The organism is Luteibacter sp. SG786, assembly GCF_011759605.1.
Taxonomy (GTDB): Bacteria; Pseudomonadota; Gammaproteobacteria; order Xanthomonadales; family Rhodanobacteraceae; genus Luteibacter.
Genome location: NZ_JAAOYX010000003.1, coordinates 346,732 through 361,438, shown reverse-complemented (window position 1 = coordinate 361,438; position 14,707 = coordinate 346,732). Strand labels below are relative to the sequence as shown.

At 67.6% G+C, this 14,707-nt stretch carries 12 protein-coding genes; 4 read left to right on the top strand and 8 right to left on the bottom strand.

All coding sequences use genetic code 11. From position 1 onward, the window contains the following. Positions 1 to 106: 106 nt before the first annotated feature. The 3 genes from FHS47_RS17535 to gltB all read right to left on the bottom strand — a co-directional run bounded on the left by FHS47_RS17535 (position 107) and on the right by gltB (position 6,930). A complete protein-coding gene (locus FHS47_RS17535; RefSeq protein ID WP_167031218.1) occupies positions 107 to 865 on the bottom strand; it encodes an NRDE family protein in 759 nt (252 codons plus the stop codon). 177 nt (positions 866 to 1,042) lie between these two features. Next, on the bottom strand, positions 1,043 to 2,482 hold the full coding sequence (locus tag FHS47_RS17530) for an FAD-dependent oxidoreductase (protein ID WP_167031215.1): 1,440 nt from the start codon (positions 2,480 to 2,482) through the stop codon (positions 1,043 to 1,045). Then, positions 2,479 to 6,930 carry a glutamate synthase large subunit gene (gltB, locus tag FHS47_RS17525; protein WP_167031212.1) on the bottom strand — a complete coding sequence of 1,484 codons (4,452 nt, stop codon included), beginning with the start codon at positions 6,928 to 6,930 and terminating at the stop codon, positions 2,479 to 2,481. The genes FHS47_RS17530 and gltB overlap by 4 nt, the downstream gene beginning before the upstream one ends. Positions 6,931 to 7,270: 340 nt before the next feature. Here gltB and FHS47_RS17520 point away from each other — a divergent pair, with 340 nt between their 5' ends. Continuing rightward, positions 7,271 to 8,440: a peptidoglycan DD-metalloendopeptidase family protein gene (locus FHS47_RS17520; RefSeq protein ID WP_208382114.1), complete on the top strand. Its 1,170-nt coding sequence runs from the start codon at positions 7,271 to 7,273 to the stop codon at positions 8,438 to 8,440. Between the two features lie 10 nt (positions 8,441 to 8,450). Then, positions 8,451 to 9,794 (top strand): S41 family peptidase, encoded by a 1,344-nt coding sequence (locus FHS47_RS17515; protein WP_167031208.1) that lies wholly within the window; start codon positions 8,451 to 8,453, stop codon positions 9,792 to 9,794. Positions 9,795 to 9,934: 140 nt separating this feature from the next. Here the strand turns inward: FHS47_RS17515 and FHS47_RS17510 are convergent, their stop codons facing one another. Genes FHS47_RS17510 through FHS47_RS17490 form a run of 5 tightly spaced genes read right to left on the bottom strand, consistent with a single transcriptional unit; the run spans position 9,935 to position 12,693 of the window. Continuing rightward, positions 9,935 to 10,564, bottom strand: a complete 630-nt coding sequence (locus FHS47_RS17510; RefSeq protein WP_167031205.1) for a hypothetical protein — start codon at positions 10,562 to 10,564, stop codon at positions 9,935 to 9,937. 4 nt (positions 10,565 to 10,568) lie between these two features. Then, the gene (tatC, locus tag FHS47_RS17505; RefSeq protein WP_167031202.1) at positions 10,569 to 11,327 is read right to left on the bottom strand and encodes a twin-arginine translocase subunit TatC; all 759 of its coding nucleotides are present in this window, start codon (positions 11,325 to 11,327) and stop codon (positions 10,569 to 10,571) included. Further along, on the bottom strand, positions 11,314 to 11,706 hold the full coding sequence (gene tatB / locus FHS47_RS17500) for a Sec-independent protein translocase protein TatB (RefSeq protein WP_167031199.1): 393 nt from the start codon (positions 11,704 to 11,706) through the stop codon (positions 11,314 to 11,316). The genes tatC and tatB overlap by 14 nt, the downstream gene beginning before the upstream one ends. Positions 11,707 to 11,718: 12 nt before the next feature. Next, entirely contained in the window at positions 11,719 to 11,964 is a 246-nt protein-coding gene (gene tatA, locus FHS47_RS17495; RefSeq protein ID WP_167031196.1) for a twin-arginine translocase TatA/TatE family subunit, read from the bottom strand. 42 nt (positions 11,965 to 12,006) lie between these two features. Continuing rightward, entirely contained in the window at positions 12,007 to 12,693 is a 687-nt protein-coding gene (locus FHS47_RS17490) for a lipid-binding SYLF domain-containing protein (RefSeq protein ID WP_167031193.1), read from the bottom strand. Between the two features lie 110 nt (positions 12,694 to 12,803). On the opposite strand from FHS47_RS17490, the gene hemH reads away from it, so the two are divergent. Both hemH and FHS47_RS17480 read left to right on the top strand, forming a co-directional pair. Then, entirely contained in the window at positions 12,804 to 13,871 is a 1,068-nt protein-coding gene (hemH, locus tag FHS47_RS17485) for a ferrochelatase (protein WP_167031190.1), read from the top strand. Further along, positions 13,864 to 14,700 (top strand): alpha/beta hydrolase, encoded by an 837-nt coding sequence (locus tag FHS47_RS17480; protein ID WP_167031188.1) that lies wholly within the window; start codon positions 13,864 to 13,866, stop codon positions 14,698 to 14,700. The genes hemH and FHS47_RS17480 overlap by 8 nt, the downstream gene beginning before the upstream one ends. Positions 14,701 to 14,707 lie beyond the last annotated feature (7 nt).

Here is a 14,707-nt window from a genome sequence, read left to right as displayed (position 1 = left end):
GGGAAAGTGATGCCCACAGCTTCGGGGCTTGCGAGTGCCGATTCAATTGTCGAAAAAGCAAAAGTCTTTGGACTGCGGGCGGGGAATGCCGCCGCCTACCCTGCCTTCAGAGGTCGAAACGGGTCTGACCGTCGGGCACGCCGTTCGGGCCGAAGCGGCGCTCCACGATGGTGGTTCGGTCATCGTTGTCCACCAGGACGACGGTGCTGGCGCGGGTGCCGTAGTGTTCGCCGACGATGAACGCGCTGGAGAGGAAGCGCTCGCGCTCGATGCCGATGCCGGTATCGGGCAGGACATCGTCCGGCCAGCGGCCCTGATCGGAAAGCATCTCAAAAAGCACGTCCACATCGTCGTCCCCACCCGTGGCAAGCCAGCCTTCCAGGCGGTGTACCAGGGCCTGGGTCTTGGGCCATGGCGCGTTGAAGTCCGCGTTGCTCAGCCCGTGCACACCAGGCGACACAGGTTGGGCGCGCGCATGAGGATGGTTGCCGAGGTAGTACGCGTCCTCGCGATCGAAGGTGAGCAGGTTGAAGGGCCGGTATTGCACGGCACTGCCCATGAGTTCGATGGCGTGCTCGCGCGCCGGCACCGTGGAACCGAGGTAATCGGCCACCAGCAGCCCGCGGGACATGCCGCTGTGATCGGCGGTGAGGTCGCGCACGTTGGTGATGACGCTGGCGCGACCGCGTGCGCCGACGCCGGCCCAGGTACCGCCGGCTTCGAGGTCACGGCCCGCGACGATCTGTGGTGCCTCGTCCCATGCCGCGAGCGGCGCGGTCGGACGGGCGTGAAATTCATCGCGGTTGCCGACGAGCACCAGGCGCCAGCGCGGATGCGCCTGCCAGGCGAAAGCGATCAGGCACATAAGGTAGTGGCCCGGGGGAGCATGGGGGCATTGTGGGCGCGTGTGGGCCTGAAGCCAAGGGCGAAAGCCAAGTCGCTGGGCCCCTGCCTTCGCAGGGGCGACGGCCCGGGTGGCGACAGCGCTTCTTGTTTTCCTTCCTTGCCAGACCTTGGCCCCTGCCTTCGCAGGGGCGGCGGGTCAGGCAGCGACGGTGTTTCTCGTTTCCTTCGTCGCGAGAAGTCTTGCGATGGAAGCGGCGGCTTCGCGGCCGTCGTAGACGGCGCGCACCACGAGGTCGGCACCGCGCACGTTGTCGCCGCCGGCGAACACGCGCGGATTGCTCGTCTGCAACGGCAGCCTGCCTTCGCCGCCGGCAATGATACGGCCATGGCGATCGCGCTCGATGCCGAAGGCGTCGCACCAGTCCGGCGGACTGGGCTGGAAGCCAAAGGCCTGGATCACGACGTCGGCGCGAAGGTCCGTTTCGCTGCCTGCCACGTTCTGCGGATACGGGCGGCCATTGCCGTCTTCGACGAGCTGTGTTTCCACCACGCGAACGGCCTTCACGCGACCGTCGTCACTGCCCACGAGGGCGACCGGCTGCCGCTGGAAAAGGAAGCGTACGCCTTCTTCGCGGCTATAACCCACTTCGCGCCGCGAGCCCGGCATGCTCGGTTCGTCGCGCCGATACACGCACGTGACGGAAGCTGCGCCGAGACGGATCGCCGTTCGATTGCAGTCCATGCCGGTGTCGCCACCGCCCAGCACCACCACGTGCTTGCCGGCGAGGTCGTACTCGGCTGCCGGCGCTTCCTCGCGCAGCAGCCGCTCGGTGTTGGCGATGAGGAAAGGCAAGGCATCGTGCACGCCGTGCAGATCGCGCCCGTCGAGCTGTCCGTCCACGTACGTGTAAGCACCGGTACCGACGAACACGGCGTCGTAATCGGTCAGCAGTTCGTCGAAGGCGATGTCGCGGCCGATCTCCACGCCGAGATGGAAGCGGACGCCCATGCCCTCCAGCACCATGCGCCGTGTGCGCACCACGGTCTTGTCGAGCTTGAACGGAGGAATGCCGAAGGTGAGCAGGCCGCCGATCTCATGCTGCCTGTCGAAGACATCGGCGGCGATGCCGGCGCGACGCAGGCGATCGGCGCACGCGAGTCCCGCAGGGCCTGCACCGACGACGGCCACGCGCGCACCCGTTTCGCGCACGCGCGAGAGGTCGGGACGCCAGCCCTGACGAATGGCCTCGTCGGTGACCCAGCGCTCCACGCTGCCGATGGTCACCGCACCGAAGTCGCCCTGCTCCAGCGTGCACGCGCCTTCGCAAAGCCTGTCCTGCGGACACACGCGGCCGCAGATTTCCGGCAGCGGGTTGGTCTCGTGCATGAGCGTGGCCGCCTCGAACAGGCGCCCGTCCTGCACCAGCTTCAGCCAGTTCGGAATGTAGTTGTGTACCGGGCACGCGTGCTCGCAATAAGGATTGCCACAGTCGATGCAGCGACCGGATTGCGAACTGGCCTCCGAGGGTGCGAAGTCGCCCGATATCTCGCCGTAACCCAGCACCCGCACCGCGACGGGCACCGTGCGCGGTGTTTGCCGGGGTATGTCGAGGAAACGGAAATCCTTCGCGCTCATGCGGCACTCCGCAGTTCTTCCGCCAGCGCGTCCAGGCTGGCGGCCTTCGGCTTCACCAGCCAGAAGCGCTGCAACAGGCCGCGGAAGTCGCCGAGCAGGTGGGCGCCCCAGGCGCTGCCCGTGAGTTCGGCGTGGCGTGCGATGAGGCGGCGCAGGTGTTGCATGTAGTGTTCCATGCCTTCGTGCGAGATGCGCACGATGTCGACGAGTTCATGGTTGTAGCAATCGACGAAGTTGCGATCGATGTCGAGCACATAGGCGAACCCGCCGGTCATGCCCGCGCCGAAATTGAGACCGGTGCGGCCGAGCACCGCGACGACACCGCCGGTCATGTATTCGCAGCAATGGTCGCCCGCGCCTTCCACCACGGCCAGCGCGCCGGAATTGCGCACGGCGAAACGTTCGCCCGCCTGCCCCGCTGCGAAAAGTTCGCCGCCCGTGGCGCCGTAGAGGCAGGTGTTGCCGATGATGGACGCGTCCTGACTCGCGAAGGGCGAGTCGGCCGGGGGGCGGATGACCAGGCGGCCGCCGGCCATACCCTTGCCCACGCCGTCGTTGGCTTCGCCGGTGAGGTCGATGTGCACGCCCGCCGCGTTCCAGGCGCCGAGGCTTTGCCCGGCCGCGCCGGTGAGGTGCAGGTTCACCGGCCGCTCCGCCATGCCCGCGTCGCCCCAACGCCGCGCCACGTCGCCGGACAGCCGGGCACCGATGGCCCGGTCCGTGTTGACGATGGGGTAATGGAAGGTGCCGCCGGAGCCTTCCGCCACGGCGAGGCGGCTGTCCGCCGCAATGCGGTTGGCGAGGGCGGCCGGATCACGCATAGGATTGCGCGCGAACGTGCAGGCGAAATCCACCTGCGTGCCGAGCCCGTCGGCACCGATGAGGGGCGACAGGTCGAGGCGCTCCTGCACCGGCGTGACACCGTCCCGCTGTTCGAGCCTGTCGCCCTGACCGATCAGTTCGGCCAGCGAGCGCACGCCCAGCCGCGCGAGATGGCGCCGCACGTCTTCCGCGATGAAGCGGAAGTAGTTCATCACCATATCCGGAAGCCCGAGGAAGTGCTTCTCGCGCAGTACGGGATGCTGGGTGGCGACGCCGGTGGCGCAGTTGTTGAGGTGGCAGATGCGAAGGTATTTGCAGCCGAGGGCGACCATGGGGCCCGTGCCGAAGCCGAAGCTTTCCGCGCCGAGCATCGCCGCCTTGATGACGTCGAGGCCTGTCTTCAGGCCGCCGTCGGTCTGCAGGCGCACGCGACCGCGCAGATCGTTCAGGCGCAGGGTCTGCTGCGTTTCGGCGAGGCCCAGCTCCCAAGGCGTACCCGCATACTTGATGGACGTGAGTGGGCTCGCGCCGGTGCCGCCGTCATGGCCGGACACGGTGATGAGGTCGGCGCCCGCCTTGACCACGCCGGCGGCGACGGTGCCGACACCCGCATGGGATACGAGCTTGACCGAGACCAACGCCTGCGGATTCACTTCCTTGAGGTCGTGGATGAGCTGCGCGAGGTCTTCGATCGAATAGATGTCGTGGTGGGGCGGCGGCGAGATGAGGCCGATACCCGGCTTCGCGTAACGCAGACGTGCGATCGTCGCGTCCACCTTGTGCCCGGGCAGCTGGCCGCCCTCGCCCGGCTTCGCGCCCTGAGCGATCTTGATCTGCAGTACCTCGGCATTGACGAGGTAAGCCGGCGTGACGCCGAAGCGGCCCGATGCCACCTGCTTGATCTTCGACGCACGGTCGGTGCCGTAGCGCGAGGGGTCTTCACCGCCTTCGCCGGAATTGCTGCGCGCCCCCAGGCGATTCATCGCGATGGCCAGCGCTTCGTGCGCTTCCGGCGACAAGGCGCCCAGCGACATGCCCGCGGAATCGAACCGCTTCAGGATGTCCTCGACCGGCTCCACCTCGTCCAACGGAATCGGCGTGGCGGCGCGCGGCACGAGCAGATCGCGCAGCGCCGAGGGCGGCCGCGTGTCGACGTACCGGGCGTACTTCTCGTAGTCGGCCCAGTCGCCCGTTCGTACCGCCACCTGCAGGCTGGCGATGACGTCCGGGTTGTACATGTGGAACTCGCCACCATGCACGTACTTGAAAAGGCCGCCGGCACGCAGTGCCTGCGCCTCGTCCCAGGCCTCGGCGGCCAGCAGCCGTTGCTCCTGCTCGAGATCGGCGAAGCCGGAGCCGCCGATACGCGACGGCGTGCCGGGGAAGCACAGCGCCACCACCTCGGGTGCCAGGCCCACGATCTCGAAAAGCTGTGCGCCGCGATAACCGGCGACGGTGGAGATACCCATCTTCGACAGGATCTTCAACAGGCCCTTCCGGATGCCGCGGCGGTAGTTGCGGCCGATCTCGCGAGGGGCACCCTCGCCGTTGCGAATATGGCCGGTGCGGCCCATGTCGAACAGGCTCTGGTAGGCGAGCCACGGATAGATGGCCGTGGCGCCGAAACCCAGCAGACACGCGAAATGGTGTGGATCGCGCGGCGTGGCCGTCTCCACCATGATGTTGCACTGGCAACGCAGGCCGGTGTCGACGAGGCGCGCGTGCACGGCACCGGTGGCGAGCAAGGCATGGATGGGCAGGAGGTCGCGCCGCGGGTAACGGTCGCTCAGGAACACCATCTGCACGCCGCGCCGCACGGCGGCCTCCACCTCGTCGCAAATGCGCCGCAGCGCCTGCTCGAGCGTTTCGTCCGCCCCGTACATCAGGTCGAAGCGAGGCGTGTCGGCATACGCGGGATTGGCGAGGATCTGGCGCAGCTTGCGTTGCGAGAGGATCGGCGAGTTCAGGAGGATCTGCTTCGCGTTCTCCGGCCCGAGGTCGAAGATGTTCCGTTCCTGGCCGATCTGCGTGACCAGCGACATCACCAGCCGCTCGCGCAGCGGATCGATAGGCGGGTTGGTCACCTGCGCGAAGCCCTGCCGGAAGCGGTCGAAGAGCGGACGGATCTGTCGGGACAGCACCGCCATGGGCGTGTCGTCGCCCATCGAGCCCGTGGCCTCGGCCTCGGTTTCCGCGAGCACCTTCAGTACGGACTCGCACTCCTCGCGCGACAGGCCGTAGAGCTTCTGGTAACGGCGCAGCTCGTCCGCCGGCAGCGGTTCCGCGGCCAGGCTCGGATCGATGAGGTCGGATTCGAGATAGGTGACGCCCTTGCGCAACCAGTCGCGGAAAGGAGCACGGGCGCGATTGATCGCGTCGATGTCGGCGTCGCGCAGCAGGCGATGCTCCTGGAAATCCACGGCGATCATTTCGCCGGGCGCAAGACGTCCCTTGGCGACGATGCGAGCCGACGGAACGTCCCAAAGGCCCGCTTCCGACGCGACGATGAGGTGGTTGTCGTCCGAAAGCGACCAGCGCGCGGGACGCAGGCCGTTCCGGTCGAGCGTGCACGCGGCGTAGCGTCCGTCGCACATCACGAGGCCGGCGGGGCCGTCCCACGGTTCGCTGTGCAGCGCGTAGTACTCGTAGAACGCCGCGAGGTCTTCGTCGATGTCCTCGCGCGCCGCGTAGGCCGGCGGCACCAGCACGCGCATGGCAGCGAGAAGGTCCATGCCGCCCATGAGCAGCACTTCCAGCGCGTTGTCGAGGCTTTCCGAATCCGATCCGCTCTGGCGCACCAGCGGCCCGATGTCGGAAAGATCGACCCGTTCCGACCGCAGCACCGATGTGCGCGCCTGCATCCAGCGGCGGTTCGCGCGAATGGTGTTGATCTCGCCGTTGTGGGCAAGCAACCGGAACGGCTGGGCCAGACGCCACTGCGGCGACGTGTTCGTGGAGAAGCGCTGGTGGAACACCACGGCGTCGGCGACGAGGGCGGGGTGCGCAAGGTCGGGATACACGTCGCGGAGTCGGCCGGGTGCCGCCATGGCCTTGTACCCGACCACCTCGCCGGAAAGCGACACGACATAGAAGTGCGGATCGTTCGCCAATGCGAGTTCGGCACGGCGGCGGGCCCGGAAGAGCTTCGCCTCGAACTGCGCGGAGGGCAGATCGCCCGGCGCATCGACGAATACCTGCCGAACGCGCGGCATCGACGAGGCAGCCAGGGGACCGCAGGCGGAAGCGTCCACCGCGACGTCGCGCCAGCCGGCCACCGAAAGGTTCACGCGGGCAAGCTCGGCTTCCAGCACCCGCGCCGCCGCGTCGTCACCCTGCGGATCGAGGAACACGAGGCCGCTGGCGAAATGCGTCGCAAGCCTGATGCCGGACTCACCGGCGAGCGCGCGCAGCCATTCCACCGGACGTCGCAGGAGCACGCCGCAACCGTCGCCGCTGATGCCGTCGGCATTGACGCCACCGCGGTGCGAAAGCTTCGCCAGTGCCGCGAATGCCGTGTCGACCAGCGCCGCGCTGGCGTGACCGTCTATCTGCGCAACGAGACCGAAGCCGCAGCTGTCGTGTTCGAACGCCTCGTCGTAGAGGCGCGGAGTGCCTTGCTTCACCATCCGCCTCCTCGTGGCATTGGTTTCGCTGGGGAGCGCGCACGTGGCCCCGCGGCCTGGAACGGCCGACCATCACGTACACGCAGGAGCATGCGGACCCATTCTTGACACAATTGACGCGTTGCGTCAAAACAATTGGACGTCTAAACGGAATTCTTACGAGGCCAGGACGAGACCACTAGGAAGAAAAGGGAGCGGGCGAGCCTCGGCGGCCATACCAGTTCCGGCTTTGTGTGGGAGCCGCTTCAGCGGCGATGGGAGCTCGCGGCAGGCTGGCCCGCTCATAGGGCGGCGGTCCCTGCGGGGCCCCGCCGGGCGCGCGGGATGGGCGATAATCCGGACCATGCGCCCATCCTCCCCCGTTCTCGCCCTCGTTCTCGCCCTTGCCAGTGTCGCCACCTCCCCGCCGGTCCGGGCCGCGCAGGACGCCAAGGCGCGCGCGGAACAGCAGGACGCCCGCCAGAAGCTGGAAGGGGTGCGCAAGGACATCGAATCCCTCACCCGCGAGCAGCGCGAGACCGCGAACGCACGCGACAGCGCCAACGCCGCCCTCGCGAAACAGGCGGAACAGGTGTCCGCGGCGGCGAAGGCGGTGCGCGAAACGGAAGCCGAACTGGAACAGCGGCGGCACGACCTCGACCAGCTGAGCGCCCAGCGCGCAGAGATGCAGGCCGGGCTCGACAAGCAGAAGGGCGCCCTCGGCGATCTGCTCCGGGCCACCTACACCCTGGGCCGCGGGTCGGACCTGCAGTTGCTTCTCGGCGACGAGGACGTCAACCGGATCTCGCGCGCCCTCGCCTATTCGCGCTATTTCCAGGAAAACAGGGTGGAGCGTATCCGCGGCCTCCTGGCGGATCTTTCCCGCCTGCAGGAGGTCGAAGCCGCCATCACCGCCGAACAGCAGAAGCTGGAAGCCACCCGTGCCGAACGCGAGAAGCGCGCCGCCGAACTGGAAAAACAGCGCGGCACCCAGCAGAAGCTGGTGGCCGAGGCCGACGCCCGATACAAGGACCAGGCCCAGCGCATGGCCGCCCTGAAGCAGAACGAGCAGGACATGAACGCCCTCGTCTCCCGGCTGCAGAAGGTGATCGACGAGGCCGCCAAGGCGGCGGAACCGGCGCCTGCCCCGAAGGGCACTCCGGCCGCGTCGCCGCTGTCCAACCTGCGCGGCAACCTGCCCTGGCCCACCAGCGGCCCGGTGCACGCTTACGGCAACGGCGTCATCATCGTGGCGCCGCGCGGCAGCGAGGTGAAGGCGGTGGCGCGGGGCCGCGTGGTGTTCGCCAGCTTCCTGCGCGGCTACGGCATGATGATCATCGTGAACCACGGCAATGGCTTCATGAGTATGTACGGCAACAACGAAACGCTGCTGCACGGCGTGGGCGACATGGTGGAGGCCGGCGAAGCCGTCGGCACCGCCGCGGCGCCCGCGGGCGACAACGGCGCCTATTTCGAGCTGCGCCAGGGCGGCAAACCCATCGACGCGCGCGGCTGGCTGAGCAAACGGCACTAAGGACACAGGTATGCGCCAGCACCCCCTTCGCCTCGCCCTCGCGGTCGCCCTCGGCGCGCTGGCGATCCCTGCCGCCCAGGCCCAGCAGAAGCCGCTGAAGCAACCCGACGCGCCGGCCGCGTCCTCGACCAGCGCCGCAGCGGTGGTGAAGGACGCCGACAACTCGGTAAGCCTCGAGGACATCCGCAATTTCACGCGGGTGTATCACATCGTCCAGCAGGCCTACGTCGAGAAGCTCGACAACAAGACCATCATGAACGCAGCGATCAGCGGCATGCTGCAGAACCTCGACCCCCACAGCGAGTACCTCGACAAGGAAGGCCTGGACGAACTCGACGAGGACACCACCGGGCAGTACGGCGGCCTGGGCATCGAGGTGCTGCAGGTGGACGGCATGCTGAAGATCGTCGCCCCCATCGACGACACGCCGGCCTCGCGCGCCGGCATCAAGCCCGGCGACACCATCCTCAAGGTGGACGGCATGGTGGTCGACAGCCAGAACATCGACGAGGCCTTCAAGAAACTGCGCGGCGATCCGGGCAGCAAGATCACGCTCACCATCCTGCATGAGAAATCGGACAAGCCGCTGGACGTGCCGATGGTGCGCGAGCGCATCAATGTCACCAGCGTGAAGCTGCGCCAGCTGGAGCCGGGGTACGTGTATATCCGCCTGAGCCAGTTCCAGGAAGACACGGCCAGCGACCTGGACAAGAAGCTCGGCAACTACATCGCGAAGTACGGTGCGCCTCGCGGCGCCGTGCTCGACCTGCGCTCGAACCCGGGCGGCCTGCTGACCACGGCGGTGGGCGTCGCGGACACCTTCCTCGACGGCGGCACCATCGTCACCACCAAGGGGCGGCTACCCGACGCCAATCTGCATTTCGACGCGCATCCGGGTGACATGCTGCATGGCGCGCCCATCGTCATCCTGGCCGACAACGGCACGGCCTCCGCTGCGGAGATCGTGTCGGGCGCCCTGAAGGACAACCACCGCGCGCTGATCATGGGGCGCCGCACGTTCGGAAAGGGCGTGGTGCAGACCGTGCTCCCGCTCGACGAAACGCATGCGGTGAAGATCACCACCGCGCGGTACTACACGCCGAACGGCACGTCGATCCAGGCCGAAGGCATCAAGCCGGACATCGCCCTCGCCGACCTCTCGGTCAACAAGGCCGACACCCCGCCGCAGCTGATCGGATCGGAAGCAGACCTGCCCAACCACCTGGTGAACGAGAAAGCTGCCGCCGACGACAAGGCTTCAGGCGACGACGACGGCAAGCTGGCCATCGAGGATTACGCGCTGTCGCAGGCGCTGAACGTACTGAAGGGCCTGGCGCTGAATCGGCCACGCTAGCTAGTTGGCTCTCCTACCGTCGCCCCTGCGAAAGCAGGGGCCCAGGGACTCTCCGCCCGATGATGCCGCAAGGCTCTGGATTCCTGCTTTCGCAGGAATGACGCTGCACCAGGACTGACGCTGTACCAGGAAAGACGAAGCTACCAGAATTTCCACCACGGCCGGGTAGCCTTGGCCACGGCCTTGCGCACCTTGCGCGGCAGGTCCGGGTCGGCCGGCGACGGTGCCACGACTTCCGCGGGTGTCCAGCCCTCGCAGAGCGCCGCACCGAAGGCCGACGCCGGCAAGTCCGCATGGAATGTCGTGACGCTTTGCGCCAGTTCGATCGGCAGCGAATAGTAATGGTCGACGTCGTCACCCTCGGCGTCCGCCGCGTCCTGCATGGACTCCATGCGCGCGTGGATCGCATCGAAGGCGGCGGGAAGGCTGCCGCTGGTGAACAGGTTGCGCGTGTCGTCCTGCTGGCCGTCGTGCTCCGCACGCCAGTTGCGCAGGCCGTTCACGTAACAGGTGGCCGAACTCACCATCACCTGGTCGTCGTACTCGCAGGTGACCACCACGCAGCCACGCGACAGGCGCCGCATCGCCTCTTCCGCGATCAGCGGGGCAGCGAAGCGGGTAACCACCGCGTACCAGCCATTGGGTAGGGCCAGCGAGAAACCGCGCCGGGGATGGCTCGCCGTCTGCTCGTTGCGCACCAGGTCGAGTTCGGCGAGTACGTCGTCGCCGCCCTTGCCCTTGACTGCGAGCCAGCCGATCGACGTTGCCAATGCCTTACTCCGGTGCGGCGGGCTTGAGCAGGAAGCGCACCGCCAGCAGGCCCAATTCGTAAAGCAGGCACATGGGCACCGCGAGCATGATCATGGAAAGCAGATCGGGCGGAGTGATGAAGGCCGCGATGGCGAAGGCGCCCACGATGGCGTAGCCGCGCCCCTTGCTCAGCTTCTCGGCATCCACGACGCCGACGGCGGCGAGGATCACCACCGCCACGGGCACTTCGAAGCAGAGTCCGAAGGCGAAGAACATGAGCATCACGAAATCGAGGTAATGCGTGATGTCCGTCATCATCGCCACACCGTCGGGCGTGACAGCGTTGAGGAACTTGAACGCCGCCGGCAACACGACGAAATAGGCGAACGCGCATCCGGAATAGAACAGCACCAGCGAGGCCACCAGCAGGGGACGCGCCAGGCGTTTCTCGTGCCGGTACAGGCCCGGGCTTACGAATGCCCACAGCTGGTAGAGGATCATCGGCATGCTGATGAACAGCGCGACGAAGAACGCGAGCTTCAACGGCGTGACGAACGGGCTGGCCACTTCGGTGGCGATCAGGTGCGCGCCCTGCGGCATGCGCTCCACCAGCGGCTTGGCCAGCTCGGCATAGAGGTGGTTCGCCACCGGCACCAACGCCAGCAGCACCAGCAGCAGCACCACGATGGCGCGCAGCAGGCGCGAGCGCAGTTCGATCAGGTGCGAGAAAAGGCCCTCTTCGACCACGTCGTCGGGCGACGGATCGCGCTCACGTGCGGTCATGCGAGTCGTTCTTCAGCGGAAGCATGTCGAGGGCGGGGTCCGGCTGGTGGGGCTCCGTGCGCGCAGGGGCCTGCGTGTCGGTGAAGGCGTCACGCACCTGCTCCCCGGTTTCGCGAATGCCGGCGCCGGCGGCGCGGATGTCCTCACGCACGCTGTCGTGGGTGGCACGGGCATTTTCCGCGGTCTCGCGCAGGGTGCGCTTGATTTCCTCGGCCTGGATTTCCCGTTCGACCTCTGCCCGCACGCTGTCCCAGCCGTTACGCATCCGCCGCAGCAGGGCGCCCGCCGTGCGGGCGGCATGCGGCAGGCGCTCCGGTCCGAGGACGATGAGCGCCACCACCGCGAGCAGCAGCAGTTTGGTGAGGCTGATGTCGATCATGGCGCCGCCGGATCAGGGCGCGCGGTCGCGCGGCTCGCTCGTCTCGCTATGGACCGGCGGGACCTGGGTGGACGCCGGCGGGTCGGCCCGCAGCTTTTCCTCGCGCTCGCGCTGCTGGCGGGCTTCTTCGTCGCCGTCCAGGCCCTTCTTGAAGTCCCGCATGGCACCGCCCAGGTCCGAGCCGATGTTACGCAGCTTCTTCGTACCGAAGATCAGTACGACGACGAGCAGCAGGAGGACGATATGGGTAATGCTCATGGAAACCTCTCGGGCCGCCTCGGGCGGCCAGTGGGACGGGGGTCAGCGGTTAGTGTACTCCTCCAGTTTATCCCTGAAATTCACCACTTCGCTTGGAACGTTCGTCACGCCACCTTCGAAAATGCGCCGCGGGGTGATGCCAGGGCCGTAGATCTGCTCGTTCGAGTCGTCGTCGATACTGAAATGGGCGCCGTCGAGGGCGATGCCGGCGTACAGGCCCTTGGCGCGGGCGTAGGTGTAGATCTCGGCATTCATCCGCCCGTCGGTGGCGGCGGTGGCCGAGCGGCCGACCGGCCCCGCGGCCGCGCCGGCGTTGGCGCCCATGGTCCATTTGCCGTCGATGATCTCGTTGACGCCGCGGTCGGTCATGAAGACCAGGATCACGTCGGCGGACTGGATGCCCGCCTGGAAGCCGAAGCCGGCGCCGGCGAGGGAGATGAAATTGGGATTCGACCACACGCCGTCGTGCTTGATGGAGATCAGGCCCTCGCCCTTGGTTCCGGAGAACACGAAGCCCCCCTTCACCATCTTGGGAATGACCGCGATGGCGTGGGCGTTCCGGAGCATGTCCGTGGGAAGGGACTTGTCCGGCGCATCGTCGATCATGTCCCTGAGCACGCGCACGGCCTCGGTGGCCTGCTTCCGCGGCGGATCCGCCGCCTGCGCCGCCATCGAAGGCAGCAGGGTGAGCAATCCCAGGGCAAACAGGGTGACGAGACGTGGGGACATCGGTGGCTCCTTTCTGGCGCGAGTGGGCATCGGCTGCGGCCGTGTCTTTGCGAGCCCCGCTACGCCGCCGTATGGCAGACTGCAACGATCCCCGCGAGCGCCGAACGCCAATGCCAGGTCATCCAGACTATACCGGCCCTGCCGGTCAATCCCACGACACCAGCCCGAAGGCAGGGGTCCTGCTGGTTAACCTCGGTACACCTGACGCGCCCACCGCGGCCGCCGTCAGGCCCTATCTCGCCCAGTTCCTCGGCGACCGGCGCGTCATCGACTACCCCCCGCTGCTCTGGAAGGCCATCCTGTACGGCGTGATCCTGCGGGTGCGGCCGAAGCGCTCGGCGCACGCGTATGCGCGCATCTGGACCCCCGAGGGTTCGCCGCTGCGCGTGTTCAGCGAAGCGCTGGCCAAGGGGCTGCAAGCCGAGCTTTCCGCCAGGGTGGGCGGTTCCGTGCGCGTGGCGCTGGCCATGCGCTACGGGCGTCCCGACGTCGCCGGCACCATCGCGGCCATGCAGCGCGAAGGCGTGCGGCGCCTCCTGGTGCTGCCGCTGTATCCGCAGTATTCGGCCACCTCCACCGGCAGCGTGTTCGACGCCGTGGCCGATACGATCAAGGGCCTGCGCTGGCCACCGGAACTGCGCCAGGTGAACGACTACCACGACGAGCCGGCCTACATCGCCGCGCTGGCGGACAGCGTGCGCGCACATTGGGCCACCCATGGCCGTGGCGAGAAGTTGCTCATGAGTTTCCACGGCATTCCCGAACGCTATGTCCGCGAAGGCGATCCGTACTTCGAGCAGTCGCAAGCCACCGCCCGGCTGCTTCGCGAGGCCCTGGGGCTCTCGGAGGCCGAGGCGCCACTCAGTTTCCAATCCCGTGTGGGCCGCGAACGCTGGTTGCAGCCCTATACCGACGAGACGGTGAAGGCGCTGGGTGCCAAGGGCGTCAAGCGCATCGATGCCATCAGCCCCGGATTCGCGGTGGACTGCCTGGAAACGCTCGAGGAAATCGCCATGCAGAACGCGGAGTTCTTCCGCGAGGCGGGTGGCGAGACCCTGCGTTACATTCCTTGCCTCAACGCCACGGCGGCGCATGCGAGCGCGCTGGCCGGGCTCGTGCTCCGACACGGCCAGGGCTGGACCGAATTCCCGCCCCGCAAGGCGCGTGACGATGCGTGAATTGAACGTTTCCATTCCCGGCCTGGAGCTGGCGGGCCTCGCCTGGGGCGAGCCCGACGCATCGCCCTTGCTGGTGCTGCATGGCTGGCTCGACAACGCGGCGAGCTTCGCCTCGCTCGCCCCGCTGCTCGCCAGCCGGTTCCACGTGATCGCGCTCGACCTGCCCGGGCACGGGCATTCGCAACACCTGCCGGAAAGCACGGTCTACCAGCATGTGGATTACGCACGTGCCGTCCTGGCTGCGGCCGATGCCCTCGCACTGCCTCGCTTCCATCTGCTCGGGCATTCGCTGGGCGCCGGCGTCGCCACGATGGTGGCGATCGCGGCACCGGAACGGGTACGCCGCCTCGCCCTTATCGAAGGCCTCGGGCCGCTCGGCGACGACGGCTCGCGCACGCTGGACCGCTTCCGCGAAGCCATGGCGTCCAAGGCCGGAGGCCACCGGCCACTGCGCGTCTTCCCGAGCATCGACGACGCGGCGGCGGCGCGAGCGCTCGTGGGCGGCCTGGATGCCGCCCTGGCACGGCCCATCGTGGAGCGAGGCTTGCGCGCGGTGGATGGCGGCTACAGCTGGCGAAGCGACCCACGGCTTTCGCGACCAACGGCCATTCGGCTTGCCGAAACGCAGGTGATGGCGTTGCTGCTCGGCCTGGCCGCGCCCACCTCCTTACTACTCGCGCGGCCACACGCACCCTACCTGGAGCCCGACGCGCTGCAGGTGCGCATCGACTGTGTGGCAGACATCCGCGTGACGCACATGGACGGCGGCCACCATCTGCACCTGGAGCACCCCGAAGCCGTCGCTACATGGGCCGCCCACGCCCTGTAGGAGCGCG

Excerpts from the sequence above, each read along its gene's own strand:
- FHS47_RS17535 (WP_167031218.1), bottom strand. The coding sequence starts at position 865 with ATGTGCCTGATCGCTTTCGCCTGGCAGGCGCATCCGCGCTGGCGCCTG.
- FHS47_RS17530 (WP_167031215.1), bottom strand. The coding sequence starts at position 2,482 with ATGAGCGCGAAGGATTTCCGTTTCCTCGACATACCCCGGCAAACACCG.
- gltB (WP_167031212.1), bottom strand. The coding sequence starts at position 6,930 with ATGGTGAAGCAAGGCACTCCGCGCCTCTACGACGAGGCGTTCGAACAC.
- FHS47_RS17520 (WP_208382114.1), top strand. The coding sequence starts at position 7,271 with ATGCGCCCATCCTCCCCCGTTCTCGCCCTCGTTCTCGCCCTTGCCAGT.
- FHS47_RS17515 (WP_167031208.1), top strand. The coding sequence starts at position 8,451 with ATGCGCCAGCACCCCCTTCGCCTCGCCCTCGCGGTCGCCCTCGGCGCG.
- tatC (WP_167031202.1), bottom strand. The coding sequence starts at position 11,327 with ATGACCGCACGTGAGCGCGATCCGTCGCCCGACGACGTGGTCGAAGAG.
- tatB (WP_167031199.1), bottom strand. The coding sequence starts at position 11,706 with ATGATCGACATCAGCCTCACCAAACTGCTGCTGCTCGCGGTGGTGGCG.
- tatA (WP_167031196.1), bottom strand. The coding sequence starts at position 11,964 with ATGAGCATTACCCATATCGTCCTCCTGCTGCTCGTCGTCGTACTGATC.
- FHS47_RS17490 (WP_167031193.1), bottom strand. The coding sequence starts at position 12,693 with ATGTCCCCACGTCTCGTCACCCTGTTTGCCCTGGGATTGCTCACCCTG.
- hemH (WP_167031190.1), top strand. The coding sequence starts at position 12,804 with ATGCCAGGTCATCCAGACTATACCGGCCCTGCCGGTCAATCCCACGAC.
- FHS47_RS17480 (WP_167031188.1), top strand. The coding sequence starts at position 13,864 with ATGCGTGAATTGAACGTTTCCATTCCCGGCCTGGAGCTGGCGGGCCTC.